General features: G+C 68.0%; 23 protein-coding genes. 15 read left to right on the top strand and 8 right to left on the bottom strand.

What is annotated here, in order from left to right:
- The first annotated feature begins 11 nt into the window (after positions 1–11).
- From sufD to BSP109_RS01820, 8 genes are all read left to right on the top strand, one after another.
- Positions 12–1163, top strand: coding sequence for a Fe-S cluster assembly protein SufD (sufD, locus tag BSP109_RS01855; RefSeq protein WP_087007371.1), 1152 nt, complete (start codon positions 12–14; stop codon positions 1161–1163).
- Complete coding sequence (locus BSP109_RS01850) at positions 1160–1474, top strand: non-heme iron oxygenase ferredoxin subunit (protein WP_087007373.1); 315 nt, start codon at positions 1160–1162, stop codon at positions 1472–1474. Before sufD ends, BSP109_RS01850 begins: the two co-directional genes overlap by 4 nt.
- 37 nt (positions 1475–1511) lie before the next feature.
- Positions 1512–2267 carry a Fe-S cluster assembly ATPase SufC gene (gene sufC / locus BSP109_RS01845; protein WP_087007375.1) on the top strand — a complete coding sequence of 252 codons (756 nt, stop codon included), beginning with the start codon at positions 1512–1514 and terminating at the stop codon, positions 2265–2267.
- Between the two features lie 14 nt (positions 2268–2281).
- The gene (locus BSP109_RS01840) at positions 2282–3562 is read left to right on the top strand and encodes a cysteine desulfurase (RefSeq protein WP_087007377.1); all 1281 of its coding nucleotides are present in this window, start codon (positions 2282–2284) and stop codon (positions 3560–3562) included.
- Complete coding sequence (gene sufU / locus BSP109_RS01835; protein WP_087007379.1) at positions 3559–4029, top strand: Fe-S cluster assembly sulfur transfer protein SufU; 471 nt, start codon at positions 3559–3561, stop codon at positions 4027–4029. Before BSP109_RS01840 ends, sufU begins: the two co-directional genes overlap by 4 nt.
- A 6-nt stretch (positions 4030–4035) precedes the next feature.
- Positions 4036–4371: a metal-sulfur cluster assembly factor gene (locus tag BSP109_RS01830; RefSeq protein WP_087007381.1), complete on the top strand. Its 336-nt coding sequence runs from the start codon at positions 4036–4038 to the stop codon at positions 4369–4371.
- Positions 4372–4526: 155 nt separating this feature from the next.
- On the top strand, positions 4527–5195 hold the full coding sequence (locus tag BSP109_RS01825; RefSeq protein WP_087007383.1) for a ribonuclease H: 669 nt from the start codon (positions 4527–4529) through the stop codon (positions 5193–5195).
- Positions 5192–6790 carry an ABC-F family ATP-binding cassette domain-containing protein gene (locus tag BSP109_RS01820; protein WP_087007437.1) on the top strand — a complete coding sequence of 533 codons (1599 nt, stop codon included), beginning with the start codon at positions 5192–5194 and terminating at the stop codon, positions 6788–6790. The genes BSP109_RS01825 and BSP109_RS01820 overlap by 4 nt, the downstream gene beginning before the upstream one ends.
- A gap of 21 nt (positions 6791–6811) precedes the next feature.
- Here the strand turns inward: BSP109_RS01820 and BSP109_RS01815 are convergent, their stop codons facing one another.
- The 3 genes from BSP109_RS01815 to BSP109_RS01805 are packed head-to-tail and all read right to left on the bottom strand — an operon-like array spanning position 6812 to position 8392.
- On the bottom strand, positions 6812–7765 hold the full coding sequence (locus BSP109_RS01815; RefSeq protein ID WP_101599198.1) for an SURF1 family protein: 954 nt from the start codon (positions 7763–7765) through the stop codon (positions 6812–6814).
- Complete coding sequence (locus BSP109_RS01810; RefSeq protein WP_087007386.1) at positions 7762–7983, bottom strand: hypothetical protein; 222 nt, start codon at positions 7981–7983, stop codon at positions 7762–7764. The genes BSP109_RS01815 and BSP109_RS01810 overlap by 4 nt, the downstream gene beginning before the upstream one ends.
- Positions 7973–8392, bottom strand: coding sequence for a DUF3099 domain-containing protein (locus BSP109_RS01805; RefSeq protein WP_101599197.1), 420 nt, complete (start codon positions 8390–8392; stop codon positions 7973–7975). Before BSP109_RS01805 ends, BSP109_RS01810 begins: the two co-directional genes overlap by 11 nt.
- Before the next feature lie 104 nt (positions 8393–8496).
- Here BSP109_RS01805 and fabG point away from each other — a divergent pair, with 104 nt between their 5' ends.
- The 3 genes from fabG to BSP109_RS01790 all read left to right on the top strand — a co-directional run bounded on the left by fabG (position 8497) and on the right by BSP109_RS01790 (position 10612).
- Positions 8497–9240 (top strand): 3-oxoacyl-ACP reductase FabG, encoded by a 744-nt coding sequence (gene fabG, locus BSP109_RS01800; protein ID WP_087007391.1) that lies wholly within the window; start codon positions 8497–8499, stop codon positions 9238–9240.
- 74 nt (positions 9241–9314) lie between these two features.
- Entirely contained in the window at positions 9315–10073 is a 759-nt protein-coding gene (fabI, locus tag BSP109_RS01795; protein ID WP_087007393.1) for an enoyl-ACP reductase FabI, read from the top strand.
- Positions 10074–10102: 29 nt separating this feature from the next.
- On the top strand, positions 10103–10612 hold the full coding sequence (locus BSP109_RS01790) for a histidine phosphatase family protein (RefSeq protein WP_101599196.1): 510 nt from the start codon (positions 10103–10105) through the stop codon (positions 10610–10612).
- Here the strand turns inward: BSP109_RS01790 and serB are convergent.
- Both serB and BSP109_RS01780 read right to left on the bottom strand, forming a co-directional pair.
- The gene (gene serB, locus BSP109_RS01785; RefSeq protein WP_101599195.1) at positions 10602–11264 is read right to left on the bottom strand and encodes a phosphoserine phosphatase SerB; all 663 of its coding nucleotides are present in this window, start codon (positions 11262–11264) and stop codon (positions 10602–10604) included. The genes BSP109_RS01790 and serB overlap by 11 nt on opposite strands.
- Positions 11261–12076, bottom strand: a complete 816-nt coding sequence (locus tag BSP109_RS01780; protein ID WP_101599194.1) for a hypothetical protein — start codon at positions 12074–12076, stop codon at positions 11261–11263. Before BSP109_RS01780 ends, serB begins: the two co-directional genes overlap by 4 nt.
- A 24-nt stretch (positions 12077–12100) precedes the next feature.
- On the opposite strand from BSP109_RS01780, the gene BSP109_RS01775 reads away from it, so the two are divergent.
- The 4 genes from BSP109_RS01775 to BSP109_RS01760 are packed head-to-tail and all read left to right on the top strand — an operon-like array spanning position 12101 to position 15552.
- Positions 12101–12886 (top strand): ABC transporter ATP-binding protein, encoded by a 786-nt coding sequence (locus tag BSP109_RS01775; protein WP_101599193.1) that lies wholly within the window; start codon positions 12101–12103, stop codon positions 12884–12886.
- A 3-nt stretch (positions 12887–12889) separates the two neighbouring features.
- Positions 12890–13702: a sulfite exporter TauE/SafE family protein gene (locus BSP109_RS01770; protein WP_101599192.1), complete on the top strand. Its 813-nt coding sequence runs from the start codon at positions 12890–12892 to the stop codon at positions 13700–13702.
- Between the two features lie 39 nt (positions 13703–13741).
- Positions 13742–14668 carry an RNA methyltransferase gene (locus BSP109_RS01765; RefSeq protein WP_101599191.1) on the top strand — a complete coding sequence of 309 codons (927 nt, stop codon included), beginning with the start codon at positions 13742–13744 and terminating at the stop codon, positions 14666–14668.
- Positions 14669–14718: 50 nt separating this feature from the next.
- Positions 14719–15552: a phosphatase gene (locus tag BSP109_RS01760; RefSeq protein WP_374700116.1), complete on the top strand. Its 834-nt coding sequence runs from the start codon at positions 14719–14721 to the stop codon at positions 15550–15552.
- Positions 15553–15582: 30 nt separating this feature from the next.
- Here BSP109_RS01760 and BSP109_RS17935 read toward each other — a convergent pair whose 3' ends face one another.
- The 3 genes from BSP109_RS17935 to BSP109_RS01745 form a co-directional block, all read right to left on the bottom strand.
- Positions 15583–16380, bottom strand: a complete 798-nt coding sequence (locus BSP109_RS17935; protein ID WP_374700119.1) for a PKD domain-containing protein — start codon at positions 16378–16380, stop codon at positions 15583–15585.
- A gap of 37 nt (positions 16381–16417) precedes the next feature.
- A complete protein-coding gene (locus BSP109_RS01750) occupies positions 16418–17101 on the bottom strand; it encodes a hypothetical protein (protein ID WP_146001071.1) in 684 nt (227 codons plus the stop codon).
- Between the two features lie 155 nt (positions 17102–17256).
- Positions 17257–17820 carry a YbaK/EbsC family protein gene (locus tag BSP109_RS01745; RefSeq protein WP_101599188.1) on the bottom strand — a complete coding sequence of 188 codons (564 nt, stop codon included), beginning with the start codon at positions 17818–17820 and terminating at the stop codon, positions 17257–17259.
- Between the last annotated feature and the right edge of the window lie 3 nt (positions 17821–17823).

Here is a 17823-nt window from a genome sequence, read left to right as displayed (position 1 = left end):
ACCTAAGACACATGACACAGACACTGGATACGCGCTCCGGCGTGCCCGCACTCCTCAACGGCCGCCAGGACCGCATCCGCAGCTTCGACCTCGCGGACTTCCCCCCGGTCACCGGCCGGGAGGAGGAGTGGCGCTTCACCCCGGTGAAGCGCCTGGCCGACTTCTTCGAGGACGCCGGGACCGACGCGGCGCTCTCCATCACCACTGACCTGCCCGAGCAGGTGACCGTCGAGACGATCGATCTCGAGGCGGCACGCGCCCTCGGCATCCTCGAGCCCGAGGACCGCCCTGCCGTCATCGCGGCGGCGCGGGCCGGGGGAGTGACCCACTACTCGATCCCCGCGAATGCGGAGATCGACGAGCCCGTCATCATCCGCGCGAACGGCACGGGCGACGACACCGTCCATGGGCACGTGCTGCTCACGATCGGCGCCAATGCCAGGGCGACGGTCGTCTTCGAGCACGAGGGCCGCGCCCGGTACTCGGAGTTCTTCTCCGTCATCGTCGAGGACGGAGCGTCACTCACGCTGGCGTCCCTGCAGATGTGGGACGACGGATCCGCGCACCTCGGGCAGCACGACGCGCTCGTCGGCAAGGACGCGCACTACCGCCACATCTCCGTGACGCTGGGCGGCGACATCGTCCGCCTGGGCTCGAACGTGCGCTACCGGGGCCCCGGCGGCGAAGCGGAGCTGCTCGGGCTCTACTTCGCGGACGCGGGCCAGCACCTCGAGCACCGCACCTTCATCGACCACAACACCCCGAAGGCGACCTCGAACGTCATGTACAAGGGCGCGCTGCAGGGGAAGGACGCTCGCAGCGTCTGGGTGGGCGACGTGCTCATCCGTCCTGAGGCAGAGGGCATCGACACGTACGAGCTCAACCGCAACCTCATCCTCACGGACGGTGCCCGCGCCGATTCGGTGCCGAACCTCGAGATCGAGACCGGCGATATCGAAGGTGCGGGTCACGCGTCGTCGACCGGCCGGTTCGACGAGCAGCACCTCTTCTACCTCATGAGCCGCGGCATCCCCGAAGAGGAGGCCCGTCGACTCGTCGTCCGCGGCTTCTTCAACGAGGTGATCCAGAAGATCGGCATCCCGGAGATCGAATCCGCGCTCACCGACAAGATCGAAGAAGAGCTCGCGCGGAGCGTCCAGTGAGCCTCGTCCCCGTACTCCCCGCAGCAGACCTGGCCGCCGGCTCCGCCGTGCGCATCATCGTCGAGGACCGGGAGGTCTGCATCGCGCGGACCGAGGACGGAGACGTCCACGCGATCGACGACGTGTGCACGCACGGTGAGGTCTCCCTCGCAGAGGGCGACGTCATCGGCTGCACGGTCGAGTGCTGGCTGCACGGCTCCGCGTTCGATCTGCGCAGCGGGGAACCCACGACACCGCCGGCGTTCGAACCCGTCGAGGTCTACGCGTGCGAAGAGCGCGACGGACAGATCTTCGTCGACGTCTCCGGCTGACAACACACTTCCACTCAGACACGAATACGAGGTAGTCATGACCACTCTCTCCATCAAGGATCTGCACGTCTCCGTCGAGACGGAGACCGGGCCGAAGGAGATCCTCAAGGGCCTCACGCTGGACATCAACAGCACTGAGACGCACGCGATCATGGGCCCCAACGGCTCCGGCAAGTCGACGCTCGCGTACGCACTCGCGGGCCACCCCCGCTATGAGGTGACGTCCGGCACCGTCACGCTCGACGGCGAGGACGTCCTCGCGATGTCCGTCGACGAGCGTGCGAAGGCGGGCCTGTTCCTCGCGATGCAGTACCCCGTCGAGGTCCCCGGCGTGACCGTGACGAACTTCCTGCGCACCGCGAAGACCGCGGTCGACGGCGAGGCCCCCAAGCTCCGCACGTGGACCAAGGAGCTGTCCGCATCCATGAAGAACCTGCGCATGGACCCGGAGTTCGCCTCGCGCAGCGTGAACGAGGGCTTCTCCGGCGGTGAGAAGAAGCGCCACGAGATCCTGCAGATGCAGATGCTGAAGCCGAAGTTCGCGGTGCTGGACGAGACGGACTCCGGACTCGACGTCGATGCCCTGCGCATCGTCTCCGAGGGCGTCAACGTCGCGCGGGAGAACAGCGACCTGGGCGTCCTGCTCATCACGCACTACACGCGCATCCTGCAGTACGTCCGCCCCGACCGCGTCCACGTGCTCGTGAACGGCCGCGTCGCGGAGTCCGGCGGCCCGGAGCTCGCCGATCGCCTCGAGGCCGAGGGCTACGACCGCTTCCTCGTCGAGGCCTGAGCGGATACGCGTCGATGGATCATCTCGAGACCACCCGCGTGCGGGGCGATTTCCCGCTGCTGGAGCGCACGGTCAACGGCAAGCGGCTCGCGTACCTGGATTCGGGTGCGACCGCGCAGAAGCCGACGTGCGTCATCGACGCGGAGCAGGACTTCCTCACCCGGTCGAACGCCGCCGTCCACCGCGGGGCGCACACCCTCGCGGTGGAGGCGACGGACGCCTTCGAGGCCGGCCGGTCCGCCATGGCCGGGTTCGTCGGCGCGGCGGAGGAGGAGATCGTCTGGACGAAGAACGCCACGGAGTCGCTCAATGTGATCTCCTACGGCTTCGCGAACGCCTCCGCAGGCCTCGGCGGGTCCGACGCGGAGCGGTTCCGTCTGGGTCCCGGCGACTCGATCGTCGTGACGCAGATGGAGCACCACGCGAACCTCGTCCCATGGCAGCAGCTCGCGCTGCGCACGGGGGCCGAGCTCCGCTGGCTCGGGCTGACGGACGATGGCCATCTCGACCTCACTGATCTGTCGGAGGTCGTCGACGCATCCACCCGCGTGGTCGCGTTCACGCACGTGTCCAACGTCCTGGGGACCGTCAACGACGTCCCCCGGCTCGTGGAGCGGGCCCGCGAGGTCGGTGCGTTCACGGTGCTGGACGCGTGCCAGTCCGCGGCGCATCTCCCGCTCGACCTCCACGGCCTCGGCGTTGACTTCGCGGCGTTCTCCGGGCACAAGATGCTCGGCCCCACCGGGGTCGGCGTGCTCTACGGACGCAAGGAGCTGCTCGACGCTCTGCCGCCGGTGCTCACCGGCGGTTCCATGATCACGACGGTGACGATGGAGGAGTCGGGGTTCCTGCCCGCACCGCAGCGGTTCGAAGCGGGCACGCAGCCGGTCGCCCAGATCGTGGGCCTCGCAGCGGCTGTGGAGTACATGAGCGAGATCGGGATGGACGTCATCGCGGCGCATGAACGGGCGATCGGTGCGGCCCTGCTCGACGGAGTCGCATCCGTGCCCGGGGTCCGGATCCTCGGACCGCGCGATCCGGCCGTGAGGATCGGCGCCGTCGCGTTCGACGTGGACGGCGTCCACGCCCATGACGTCGGACAGTTCCTCGACGCCCAGGGCGTCGCCGCACGCGTGGGCCACCACTGCGCCCAACCGCTCCACCGCCGCTACGGCATCACCGCCTCGACGCGCGCCAGCGCCGCCGTCTACACCGACCAGGACGACGTCGACCAGTTCGTCGCGGCACTCCGCGGCGTCCGACCGTTCTTCGGCCTGGATGGAGGCACACCATGACGGATCTCACACAGCTCTACCAGCAGGTCATCCTCGACCACGCGAAGCAGCGCGTGGGCGAGGGCACCCTGCGCGCACCGTCCGCGGACGAACGGCCCGCGGGCTTCGGCTCGTCGCATCAGGTCAACCCCACGTGTGGTGACGAGATCACCGTCGAGTACGGTCCCGTCACCGGCACGGAGCACCCTCTGGTGTGGGACGGCTCCGGCTGCTCCATCTCCATGGCGTCCGCGTCCGTCGCCGGCGAACTGCTCCAGGAGCAGGGCGCCGACGGCTTCCGCACGGCGGCACCCGCATTCCGCGAACTCATGCACTCACGCGGGAAGGGCGAGCCGGACGAGGACCTGCTGGGAGACGCAGCCGCGTTCCAGGGCGTGTCGAAGTTCCCCGGTCGCATCAAATGCGCTCTGCTCGCGTGGGTGGCGTTCGAGGACGCGATCGCGCAAGCTGAGACTACGAAGGAGTGATCACCCATGCCTGAAGTCATCGATTCACCCAGCACCGCGTCGCCCGAAGAGGTGACCGAAGCGCTCTATGACGTGATGGACCCCGAACTGGGCGTCAACGTCGTCGACCTCGGACTGCTGTACGGCGTCAACGTCGACGAGGAGGGCATCGCGATCGTCGAGATGACGCTCACATCCGCAGCCTGCCCCCTCACGGACGTGCTCGAGGACCAGGTCGCCCAGGTGCTCGACGGGATCGTCCCGGCGTTCCGGCTCAACTGGGTCTGGATGCCGCCGTGGGGCCCGGAGAAGATCACCGAGGACGGCCGCGAGCAGATGCGCGCGCTCGGCTTCAACATCTGAGCGTCACCATCTGAACCACCGGTCCACCGGGCTTCGGAGCGCAGGGGCTTCCGCGCCGTCGGCACTGACACGTGCTGACGGATGCGGGGCCCCTGCGTCGTTCCCGGTAGCATGATGTGGCCCCGAAACACGTCCCACCCCGAAACGGAGAATCTGTGACCCTCACCGCCGCCGCCGATGGATCGGCACTCGGCAACCCCGGCCCCGCAGGCTGGGCCTGGTACATCGACGAGGAGCGCTGGGCGGCAGGCGGCTGGCCCTCGGGGACGAACAACCGCGGTGAGCTGCAGGCCGTCATCGAACTCCTGGAAGCCGCAGCCGACGTCGACGATCTCCACATCCTCTGCGACTCGAAGTACGTCATCAACTCGATCACGAAGTGGATGCCGAAGTGGAAGCTGCAGGGCTGGAAGAAGGCCAACAAGGAAGACGTCCTGAATCGTGACCAGATGGAGCGACTCGACGCACTCATGACGGCCCGGGACGCGGCGGATCTCAGCGTGCGCTTCGAATGGGTGAAGGGCCACTCGGGACACTCGCTCAACGAGGCCGCCGATGAGCGCGCCCGCGCAGCGGCAGAGGCCATGCGCGCCGGCAGGCCGGCTCCCAGCGGCCCCGGGATGGGGACGCCGAACGGCGCCACAGCCGAGCCCACCCTCACCACCCCCGAGGCGGCTGCCACCGAGACCTCCACGGTCGTCGTGTCGTGCCCGCTCGAGGTCGACCTCGCGGAGGCGATCGTGTCACGTGCACGGTCCGCCGGCCGCAGCCCGCAGGAACTGCTCGCGGATCTGATCCGCACCGGATGGGAGGCCCGCGCATGATCTCTGCAGGAGACTTGAGCGTCGTCGTCGGCTCGCGCACACTCATGACGGGTGTGTCGTTCCGCGTGGACAGGGGAGACCGTGTGGGTCTCGTCGGCCGCAACGGCGCGGGGAAGACCACACTCACCAAGGTGCTCATGGAGGAGATGCAGCCGACGGAGGGCACCGTGTCCCGCTCCGGTTCCATGGGCTACCTCCCGCAGGATCCGCGCGCCGGCGATCCGAAGTCGACCGGCAGGGAGCGGATCCTCGGAGCCCGTGAGCTCGATGTGCTGGCGCGACGCATGCGTCGGGCCGAGGAGCAGATGTCCTCACCGGATCCGAAGGTGATGGAGAAGGCCATCGACAAGTATCCGCGCATCGAGGCGGAGTTCGTCGCCGCAGGCGGGTACGCCGCGGAGTCGGAGGCGTTCTCGATCGCGGCCAACCTGGGACTCGACGAGCCCCTGCTGAATCAGACGCTCGACACGCTGTCCGGCGGTCAGCGCCGCCGTGTCGAACTCGCACGGATCCTGTTCGCCGCGCCGGACACGATGATCCTCGATGAGCCCACGAACCACCTCGACGCGGAATCCGTGATGTGGCTGCGCGACTACCTCAAGACGTACTCCGGCGGACTCGTCATCATCTCCCACGACCTCGATCTGATCGACGAGGTCGTGAACAAGGTCTTCTTCCTCGACGCGAACCGCCAGGTGATCGACATCTACTCGATGTCCTACCGCCAGTACCTCAAGCAGAGGGAGGCGGACGAGCGGCGACGTCGCCGGGAGCGGGCGAACGCGGAGAAGAAGGCGTCTGCCCTGCACGCCCAGGCGGACAAGATGCGGGCGAAGGCGACCAAGACGGTCGCGGCGCAGAACATGGCGAAGCGCGCGGACAAGATGCTGTCCGGGCTCGAGGCGGAGCGTGCCGCGGACAAGGTCGCGCACCTGCGCTTCCCCGCACCCGCCGCCTGCGGTCGTGTGCCCCTGACGGCGGAGGGCCTCTCGCAGTCCTACGGATCGACAGAGGTGTTCACGGGCGTCGACCTGGCGATCGATCGTGGGACGCGCGTCGTCGTCCTGGGCTTCAACGGAGCCGGCAAGACGACGCTGCTGCGCCTGCTGGCCGGTGTCGAGGATCCGGATTCGGGCGAGGTCGTACCCGGTCACGGCCTCAAGCTGGGCTACTACGCGCAGGAGCACGAGACGCTCGACATGTCGAAGTCCGTCCTGGAGAACATGCGCGCGGAATCGCCGCACCTCGACGACACCGGAGTGCGCACCGTGCTGGGCTCGTTCCTCTTCAGCGGAGACGACGTCCACAAGCCGGCGAGCGTGCTGTCCGGCGGTGAGAAGACCCGACTGGCCCTGGCCACACTCGTCGTCTCCAGCGCGAACGTGCTGCTGCTGGATGAGCCGACCAACAACCTCGATCCCGCATCACGCGAGGAGATCCTGTCTGCGATCCGCCGGTACGAGGGCGCCATCGTCCTCGTGACCCACGATGAGGGCGCGGTCCAGGCACTCGACCCCGATCGGGTGCTGCTGCTGCCGGACGGCGATGAGGACCACTGGTCGGAGTCCTACCTGGACCTCGTGACGCTGACCTGACTGAGCGTGCCCGGCTGGGTCTCAGACGCCCAGCTGGGAGTCGAGTGCCGCGTCCTCGTCCTCCTGCTCGCGTCTGCGCGAGCGCGGGATCTTCCGCGGTTCCATCCCGAGGTTGGCGGCCAGCGCAGCCTTCCGGGCGGCAGCCTGACTGCGCCCGGGGCGCTTGACGCCCCCTGCCTTCAGCGCCTCCTTGTCCACCACGACGTACTCGACGCCGTCCACGACGGAATCCTCCGCGAGCTCGTCGTCGCGCTCACCGCGGCGGATGGCCGCGCGCTCCCGCTTCGCGGCGTAGGCGACTCCGACCAGGATCATGATGCCGAAGGTGATCCACTGGAACGTGTAGCTCAGGTGCGAGCCCGGGTCCGTGTTCGGCTCCGGCAGGGCCTCGAGGGGTTCGGCCGGGGGCGGTTCCTCGGAGTCGAGGTACCCGTACGCATTCGCATAGGCCTCCTCTCCCACGATGAGCGGCGGATCGACTGCCACGACGGACTCACCGGTGTTCTCCGACGGGTCGCCTTCCTGCGCGGGACGCAGCCACGCGGAGATGGTGACCTCCCCCGGGGGAGGGGCGGGGGCCTCGGCGGCGGATGCATCGGCACCGGAGCCGGACTCCCAGCCGCGGGCCACGAGCAGCGTGCCGCCGCCCTGCACATCGAAGGGCACGAGGATCCAGTAGCCCGCGCTGCCGGCCTTCGGGCGGTTGCGGGCGACCACCGATTCGTCAGTGCGATAGGTGCCCGTCGCCTGGACGTGCGTCCACTCCTCGTCCTCCGAGAACGGCGCATCGGTGCTCGGCAGGACCTCGTCGAGGGGCACTGCCGGGGCGCCGTAGTGCGCCTCGATGCGCTCGATCTCCGCGTCCCGATTCGCGCGGCGGTCGTTCTGCCACGACGCGAGGAGTCCGCAGACCAGCGCGGCGACGATGGCGAAGGCGAAGTACTGCAGCCATCGGCGGGAGAAGAGGAGCTTCATCCAGCACCCTCGGGGATCGCATGGGCGTCGACGGTCTCACGGTGGAAGCCGCGCAGCGAGAGGAACTCCTCGAGGTGCTCGCGGTGCTCGTCGCACGCGAGCCAGACCTTGCGCCGGTCCGGAGTGTGGAGCGACGGGTTGTTCCACAGCAGAGCATGGACGGCCGCGTCGCCGCAGCCCTTCGCGGAACAGATGAGCGCGGGTGCCTCAACGGCCATCCTCGTCCTCCTCGGGTGTCGTGCGGTCGTACGTATCGGCCAGGACCTCGCCGACGATCAGCGGCTCCGCGGACGCGTCCGGCGCCTCCCGTGCGTCGGATGCGCCAGAGCGATCAGAGCGGGTCGGTTCGGGCGGGAGGACGGACCGCGGTGGTCCGTCGACGCCCGACATGTCGTAGTGCACCAGCCGCTCGTTGCGGGAGTTCGCGATGACGACCGCGATATACGGCAGCACGACGGCGCCGCCCAGCATGACCCACCGGAGCGGACCGGTGACGACGAAGGCGAGCAGAAGGCACACGACTCGGATGATCATCGAGATCGTGTAGCGCCTCACGCGCTGTTCGTAGTCCTTGTCAGCGGATTCCTGTGCATCCGAGACAGAGGTCGGGGGTCTGTTCTCCGCCATAGCCACTGCTCATTCTATCTCCGATAGTGTGGTCCCTGTTCATGCCCACCCCGCAGACCGTGTGATCTCTGCGGCTCAGCTCGACCTGCCCAGGAGAGATGACAATGACCCAGACCACCCCGAGTGCTCCAGAGGCCGCCGTGACACCTCGCGTCGTGCTCGTGACCGGCGGCAATCGCGGCATCGGACGGACGATCGCGGAGCAGATGATCGCCACCGGCCACCGGGTCGCGGTCACCTCGCGCAGCGGCGACGCGCCGGACGGGGCACTCGCCGTCGCGGCGGACGTGACCGATGCGGACTCACTCGATCAGGCGTTCACCACCGTCGAAGCGGAGCTGGGCCCGGTCGAGATCATCGTCGCGAACGCGGGCATCACCGCGGACAACCTCCTCATGCGCATGACGGATGACGAGTTCACCTCCGTGATCGACACAAACTTGGGCGGCGCCTACCGCACGGCCCGCCGCGCGATCACGAACATGATCCGCGCGAAGTACGGCCGCATCGTGCTCATCTCCTCGGTCTCCGGGCTCTACGGAGTGGCCGGGCAGTCGAACTACTCCTCGTCGAAGGCGGGGCTCGTGGGCCTCGCCCGGTCGATCACGCGCGAGGTCGGCTCCCGCGGCATCACCGCCAATGTCGTCGCGCCGGGCTTCGTCCGCACCGACATGACGGACGAGCTGCCGGAGAAGCAGCAGAAGGAGTACCTGCAGCAGATCCCGGCGAAGCGCTTCGCGGAGCCGGACGAGGTCGCCAAGGTGGTCCGCTGGATCGCCTCGGACGAGGCCGCGTACATCTCCGGTGCCGTCATCCCGGTCGACGGCGGCCTGGGCATGGGACACTGACCCACACGACTCTTCGCACGATTCTTCGACGGCAGACGTCGCCCTCGACACCCTCTGATCAGAAAGGCCCACCTATGGGAATCCTCGACGGTAAGCGCATCCTCATCACCGGCGTGCTCACGGAGGCGTCGATCGCCTTCGCCGCGGCCCGCCTCGCACAGGAGCAGGGAGCGGAGGTCATCCTCTCCTCGTTCGGCCGCCAGATGAAGATCACCTCGGTCATCGCGGAGCGCCTCCCGCAGACGGCTCAGGTCATCGAGCTCGACGCGACGAACGACGACGACCTCGCCGCGCTGCCCGAGCGCCTGGGCGGGAACATCGACGGCATCGTCCACGCGATCGCCTTCGCACCGAAGGACGCACTGGGCGGCGTCTTCCTCGACACCCCCTTCGAATCCGCATCCAATGCGTTCCACGTCTCCGCGTACTCGCTGAAGTCGATCGCGGTCGCGGCTCGTCCCGTGCTCAACGAGGGTGCGGGCATCGTCGGGCTCACGTTCGATGCGCGGATCGCCTGGCCGGCGTATGACTGGATGGGCGTGGCCAAGGCCGCTCTCGAATCGACCTCCCGCTACCTCGCGAAGTACATGGGTGCCGACGGCGTGCGCGTGAACCTCGTGTCCGCCGGTCCGCTGAAGACGACCGCGGCGAAGTCCATCCCCGGCTTCGAGGCATTCGAGGACGTCTGGGGCCAGCGCGCACCGCTGGGCTGGGACCAGACGGACACGGAGCCCGCGGGCAAGGCGATCGTCGCCCTGCTGTCCGACTGGTTCCCGGCGACGACCGGTGAGATGGTCCACGTCGACGGCGGTCTGCACGCGACCGGCGCCTGACCCCCGTGGCGGGCGGGTACGGTGAGAGCATGCCTCTCCTCGTACTCGCCCGCCACGCGCATACCATCCCCGCAGCCGAGGCCGGAACCGACGACTTCGACCGGCCCCTCAGCGACGCCGGTCAGGCCCAGGCCCGCCGGATGGGGGAGCACCTGGCCTCGCTCTCACCCGCGATCGACACGGTCATCGCCTCCTCAGCGGTCCGCACAGTCGCCACCGCCGAGGCCATCACGAGCGGTCTGGGTGCGGCACCTGCCGCTGTGGTGAAGGATCCATCGCTCTACAGCGGCTGGGTGGATGCCTGGGCCGATGCGATGGCCGCGATCCCGGCCGATGCTGCCGGAGCCGTCATCGTCGGACACGAACCGACCGTGAGCGGTGTCGTCGCGCATGTGACCGACGGCGGTGCCTCCGGGCAAGTGCCGCGGTTCCCGCCGAGCTCCATCGCGGTGTTCCGCCTGGAGTCGTGGGACGACCTGAACGCGCCGCACGTCGCCGGCGCGGCGCGGCCGGAGCTCATCCGTCACTTCAAGGAGTGAGGAGTGCGCGTCGGGCCTGTTGCCACACCGTCATGAGGTCCCGCTCGTCGACGATGACGTCCGCGTGGGGGCGCAGAGCCGGCTTCGCGCAGAAGGCGACGCCCACCGCGGCCGCCTCGAGCATGTCGATGTCGTTGGCACCGTCGCCCACGGCGATCGTGCGCGATACGTCGATGCCGCGCGCGCGGGCGATGCTCTGCAGATGACGGGCCTTGCCGGCGCGGTCGACGATCTCGCCCAGGACGCGCCCCGTGAAGACCTCGGTGCCGCCCTCCGCGCGGGTCTCGAGGTGGTTCGCACGCACCTCGTCGATCTCCATCCCCCGCGTCACCTGTTCGATGACGGCGGTGAAGCCCCCGGACAGGAGTGCCACCGCCCAGCCTGATGCCGCAGCCGCGGCGACGACCTTGCGAGCACCGCGCGTCAGCGTGACCGCGGCCGCGGCATCGGCGAAGACGCTGACCGGCAGGCCCTCGAGGACCGCCACCCGCTCCCGGAGGCTCTGGGAGAAGTCCAGCTCTCCGCGCATCGCACGCTCCGTCACCGCAGCGACCTCGTCGCGTCTGCCCGTCGCGTCGGCGAGCAGCTCGATGACCTCCTCCTCGATGAACGTGGAGTCGACGTCGAACACGAGCAGGCCCTGATCAGTCATGATTCGATCCTAAGCCGAGTGAGCGCGGTGATGACCCGGGCCGCCGCGCTGTGGACCTCGGCGAGTGCCGGGCCGACCACCGGACCGCCCGTCTGGGCCGGCACCGCGAGCGAGGACAGGCTCCCGTGCACGTGCAGCGCCGTGTGGAGGCTGCGGGCCGCATCGTGATCGCCCGTGAGGAGTGCGAGCGCCGCGTGCTGCGTGTCGTCGTGGTCTCCGGACAGATCCGCCTGCCAGTCGCGCCAGGGAAGGTCCGCGAGGGGCTCTGAGTCTGCGTCCGTGAACGACTGCCCGTGCGCTTCGACGGCCGCGAGCGCGTGCATGACGGACTCGCGCAGGCGGCGTGAGGCCTCGGCGGGGGTGGTGTGGTCGACAGTGGTGAACACGGACGGTGCGCAGGGCACGACTACGACATCGCCCTCCAGACCCACCGCGGCGACTGCAAGGGCTGCGCCGTCCGCATCCTCGACGACGCACAGCGCCCGGGTCCGCGCAGAAGCGCGCGCCGTCGCCCGGCGTCCGTCGCGGTCCAGGCGCGGCACCCGCAGCGGCAGCGACGGGTGGACGGGTTCGGCACGGACCCTCACGGCTCCGGCACGGCGCAGACCGGCGGCCCAGAGCAGCAGCCCGGCAGGGACCTCGGCGCCGGACCCCGCAGGGGGCGCGAACACGGTGTCGGACACGACCAGCGGGACCGGCAGGCCGGCGGACACGAACGCCTCCGACACGTCGTCGGGGACAGTGCGTTCCGCCAGCCGCGCAGTGACCGCGGTGGCGAAGAGGACGGGGAGGAGGGGTGTCGTCGTGAGCATCGCTGGAAGTATAGGGTGACAGGTATGAGTGCAGTGGTGGAGTTCGATTCGGTCAGTGTCCGTCGCGGTCAGACGATCCTCCTGGAGGAGCTCAGCCTGACGGTGCGCGAAGGCGAGCACTGGGCCATCCTGGGGCCCAACGGTGCCGGCAAGACGACCCTCCTGCAGCTCGCCGGGGCGCGCATGCACCCGACCACGGGCACGGTGAACCTGCTCGAGGAGACGCTGGGACGGGTCGACGTGTTCGAGCTGCGACCGCGCATCGGCTTCGCCTCGTCGAACCTCGCGCAGCAGACCCCCGGTTCGGAGATCGTGCGGGACCTCGTGCTGACCGCAGCCTACGGAGTGCTGGGCCGGTGGACCGAGGAGTACGAGGAATCGGACGTGCAGCGTGCCGAGGACCTGCTCCACGCGTTCCGAATCGGAGATCTCGCGCACCGGCCGTTCGGCACCCTGAGCGAAGGGGAGCGCAAGCGCGCCCAGATCGCCCGCTCGCTCATGACGGACCCGGAGCTCCTCCTGCTCGACGAGCCCGCCAGCGGCCTCGACCTGGGCGGTCGCGAGGAGCTCCTGCAGGCGCTGACGGAGATCCTCGGCTCGCCCAGCGCGCCGACGACGATGATGGTCACCCACCACGTCGAGGAGATCCCCCAGGGCGTGACGCACGCTCTGCTGATGCGGGACGGCGGCATCGTGTCCGCGGGCCCGCTGCGTGAGGCGCTGACCGCTGAGAACCTCACCGCCACGTTCGATGTACCCGTCATCCTCGATGAGCAGGACGGGCGCTTCACCGCTCGCGCGCACGACTGATCCGTGGAGATCTACGAAATCATAGCCATCCTCCTCGCGGGGGTCGGCGCAGGGGCCATCAATGCCGCCGTGGGATCGGGCACACTCATCACGTTCCCCGCTCTCGTCGCGTTCGGGGTCCCGCCCGTCACGGCGACGATGAGCAACGCGATCGGCCTGATCCCCGGAGGCGTCGCGTCGTCCTTCGGCTACCGCGAGGAGATCCGAGGGCAGGGCAAGCGGCTGCTCAAGCTGGTGCCGGCGTCACTGATCGGCTCGCTGGTGGGAGCGTTCCTCCTCCTCACGCTGCCGGACGACACGTTCGAGTCGGTCGTCCCCGTCCTCATCGTGGTGGCGCTGCTGCTGGTGGTCTTCCAGCCGATGGTGCAGCGCTTCCTGCGGAAGAAGAAGACTGTTGAGATCGTGGAGACCGCCGAGGTCGATCCGGCTTCCGCAGGCATGGGTCTCCTGTCGCCCGGTCGGTGGATGCTGGTCACCCTCATCGTGTTCCTCACCGCGATCTACGGCGGCTACTTCGCCGCAGCGCAGGGGATCATCCTCGTAGGCCTGCTGGGGCTGGTCCTGCCGGACAGCCTGCAGCGGATCAACGGGGCGAAGAACGTGCTCGTGCTCGTCGTGAACATCACGTCTGCGACGGTCTACACGATCGTCGGCTTCGATCGGATCCATTGGCTCGCGGTGCTCCTCATCGCGATCGGATCGCTGTTCGGCGGGTACTTCGGTGCACGCGTGGCACGGAAGCTCAGCCCCGTCCTGCTGCGCGTCATCATCGTGGTCCTGGGCCTCGTGGCGTTCTGGCGCATCCTCGCCCTGTGATCGGCCGCAGGATCCCGTGAGCATCTGGAGGACGCGGCAGTGAACACCCCGAAGAAGCCCGAACCGACGGATGAGGAGATCCTCGCCCTCGCACAGACGTGGGGGATCGACGTCGAGCGGCTGCGGTTCATCGACGAGCGTTCGGACGATTCGGAGGGCGCTGCCGCTACCCGAGACACAGCTGCTCTCGTGGCGGAGTACTCGCAGCTGACCGACGTGCGGCTGCGCGCGTCGACGGAGGCCGCCAACGGCCTCTACATCGCGGAGTCGAGCAAGATCATCAACCGTGCCCTCGCCGCGCATCACACGCCGAGGTCGTTCTTCATGACCAGACTGTGGTTCCCCCGTCTGGTGGAGACGCTCAGCAGCACCTGGAGGCGCGACGCACCGATCCTCATCGGATCGGACGCACGGATCGAGGGCATCACCGGATTCCATCTGCACCGGGGAGCGCTGGCATCCATGGAGCGTCCCGACCCGGTGCCCGTCGCCGAGGCCGTGGCGGGCGCACGACGGGTCGTCGTCGTGGAAGACGTCGTCGACCACACGAACGTGGGTGCGATCTTCAGGTCTGCGGCGGGCCTCGGCGTCGACGCTGTCCTGCTCTCTCCCGAATGCGCCGACCCCCTGTACCGGCGATCCATCCGCGTGTCGATGGGGACGGTCTTCCAAGTGCCGTGGGCCCGCTTCACACGATGGCCGCACGGACTGGGGGAGCTGCGGGAGACCGGCTTCACCGTCGCCGCGCTCGCGCTCGAGGAGGACAGTGTTCCGCTGAAGGAGTTCGCCGCCGGTGCACCCGAGCAGGTGGCGCTGGTCATGGGCACCGAGGGCGACGGGCTGCGGCGGGCGACCATCGATGCCGCCGACGCGACCGTGCTCATACCGATGGCGCACGGTGTCGATTCCCTCAATGTCGCCGCGGCGACGGCTGTCGCCTGCTACGCACTGCAGATCGATGAATGACGACATCGCCGAGTGAGAAGGTCGCAGAGTGAGAAGAAGGAGTCGCTTCGATGACGATGAATCAGCCGCAGCCTGAGTCCGCACCGCGGGTAAGACCCGATCGCGCGGTCCTGGCCCGGCACCTCGACGCTGTGAGGATCACCGGTCGGGTCGCGACTCCGCGGGAGAACAATCTGGCCCACATCGGGCGGTTCCTCGCACAGGAGCGGCAGTTCGACTTCGGGGTCTCACTCTCGCGCGAGTGGACCGAGGACGAGGTGTTCGACCTCATGGTCGACAGAGTCGGGATCAGCGACGACCGCCGATTCGTCGAGGGCGTGGATACGATCTCCGCGGAGAAGTGCATCGACGCACTGGACCGGATGCGATCCGTGCTGCTGGAGGTCGTGGAGGCGCGCGGGACGCTCCTCTTCGCGACCGGGCACCCGGCGGGCCTCCTGCCTGTGCATCAGGCAGTGGCCGCGTGGGCGCAGTCGCGCGGTGCCACGATCGCGGGCCTCCAGGTCGATGAGACGTCCGAACCCGTGTGGGTGAGTGCTCCAGCGGGTGCTCCGGTGGGTGGTGATGTGCGGCGGATGGACCGCGTGCACGTCTGGCATCAGCACGGCGGTCTGCCGCACACGCATTTCGCAGAGCCGATGCTCGCCCTGCTCGAAGCACTGCAGTCGACGGGGGAGGGTACACCGGACCTGGTCGTCGCGGACCATGGCTGGGCCGGGGCCGCCGGCAGCGCGGGCCTGCGCACAGTGGGGTACGCGGACTGCAACGATCCTGCGCTGTTCGTCGCCGAGGCGCAGGAACAGGTCGACGTCGCCGTCCCCCTCGACGACAACGTCCTGCCGCAGTTCTACGAGCCTCTCATCGACTACCTCGTCGGCGAGTAGCGCGGCCCCTCAATCGGCTGCACGGCGCTCTCACCCAGCAGTGCAGTCCGTGCCGTAGGGGTTCTCGTTGCAGTCATCCTCGACGCGGTACTTGTGGTAGCGGTAGACCGTCATGGAGAGGCCGTCGCTCTGGACTGCGGCGGTTCCCGGGATCGGGCTCCAACCGCCGCCGTAGCTGTACTCGCCGGTGTAGACAGTCGTGAGCGTGACGGTGCGGTCGCCCTTGTCGCTGTACGTATGGGTGATCGACCCGTACTGGGGGTGGCTGGGCTCCCTGCCGGGAGACGTCGCGGAGGTGGAGTTCCCGTCGCCGAAGTCCCAGTGGAACTCGATCGGTGTCGCACGCACCTGCAGTGGGAAACCCAGCAGTTCCGCGGAGAACTCCCTGACGCTCGCATCCGCCCAGAAAGCGGTCGGTTTGCCGATGACCGTCCAGTCGACGGGGAGAGCGTGCGGAGTCGACGGCGGAATGTCGAAGCTCGCGAAGTCGGACTCGCTGGGAATCGGGGGAGCTATGCCACCGCCGCCGTCCGGGTCGGACTCCGGATCGCCGTGCTCGCATATGGTCGCTTCTTGCCCCTCTGGAATCTCGCACCAGGACCCGGGTCCATCGGGGTCGGTCCGAGGTCCTCCGCCGCCACGTCTGTCGCCGCGGTCTCCACCGCCATTCCCGCCGCCCCCGCCGTTGTCCCGTCTTGGAGGTGGTTTGTTCCCTCCACCGTCGCCTCTACATTCGATTTTGTTCTTCCCACGATGTGCGCAGTCCGGACCTGCCGAGTTTGTTGAGAGCGACTGTGCTGGAGGGCTGACTTTTATTGTTGCGAGCATTGGCAGGAGGATCATTAAAGTGACTGCTACGAGGAACTTAGCGGATCTCATTGCACCCCGCACCGTCCTCATAGAACCTTTGGTTGTATAAGGTCCACTCTGAGTCAATCAGTTCGGCTTCAACATATCCCATTGTTTCTATATCCTGGTTAACCTCATGGCCCTCAACGGCATCACCAGTATCCGGGTCAACCACGCCCCAGTGATCGTAGTCATAACAAATTCCGACCATTGCGTAATTGTGATCCTCGAATCGCCAAACCGCAGTATCGGAAATGGTGACAGAACCGCCTACTTCGTGGCCATCAGCGTTAACTTCTGAGACAAACTCTTCATGTGACGAGATAAATTTCGGATCCAGGTTGTCTTTAATGGACTGTAAACCAGATACTGATTGCGCGGTGACATCCGACGTATACGTGCTGAACTCATCAATCAGCAGCAGGAGTTCTTCGACCTCGGCTTCGTCCTCGGCCGACAGGTCGACTTCGCTCGTATAGGGCGGCAGAGACGGCTCATACTCGGCTGGCTCCACTGACTCGTCGGCGCCGGCAGTGGGGCCGACTGTGGGTACTGCATCGGCTGCGCCCGAACACCCTGACAGCCCGATCAGCGACAGCGTCGTCAGTGCCGCTCCGGCGATCCCCAGTGCTCGGCGAGTTTTCTCACCTCGACGAGACCGTCCGTGGCACAACCGTGCGCCTGGTCGGAACTCCTCCACCCGCAACCACCTCATCAGCATCGATGCCAGTGGGCGTTAATCTATACGCTCTCCTCGAGTTTCGGAAGAGAACGACCAGGAGCTGTGGAAAACTTCCGAGCGGGGACCCCAGCCGCGCGAGCCCCCCTACACGCCCGCAGTCAGGCTTCGCGCCGTCAGGCGATCTCGACCGCGAGGTCCTCGACGACCTCGGCGGCGGGAAGCTGTGCGAGAGCCGCTCCGGGCATCACGATCTTCGACCCGCGGATCCCGGAGCCGATGACCACCTCCGCCTGCTCCACCACACGCGAGTCGATCAGCAGACGCCATCCCTCCGGCAGACCGATCGGACCGATGCCCCCGTACTCCATCCCGGAATCCTGAACCGCTCGATCCATCGACAGGAAGGAGGCCTTGCGCACGTCCAGCAGCTTCCTGGCCCGCTTATTCACGTCCGCTCGCGTGGACGCGAGCACCACGCACGCCGCGACACGCTCATCCCCGTCCCGCGTCCCAGCGATCACCACACAGTTCGCGGAGGCCTCCGCAGGCAGGTCGTACGCCTCCATCAGCGCCGCGGTGTCGGCGAGGTCCGGATCGATCGCGAAGGCGCGAGCGTTCTGCAGCGCGGCCGGGGCCTCGGCGGCGGCTCGGGCGACCGGGTCGCCCAGGAGGGGCGGCTGGTGCTCGACTGCCTCGGGCAGGGTGAACGTGGTGACGAACTCGGGAAGAATGCTCATGCC

The organism is Brevibacterium sp. Mu109 (assembly GCF_900169375.1).
GTDB lineage: Bacteria > Actinomycetota > Actinomycetes > Actinomycetales > Brevibacteriaceae > Brevibacterium > Brevibacterium yomogidense_A.
Note: the sequence above shows the minus strand (reverse complement) of the source record. Positions and strands in the feature narration are given on the sequence as shown.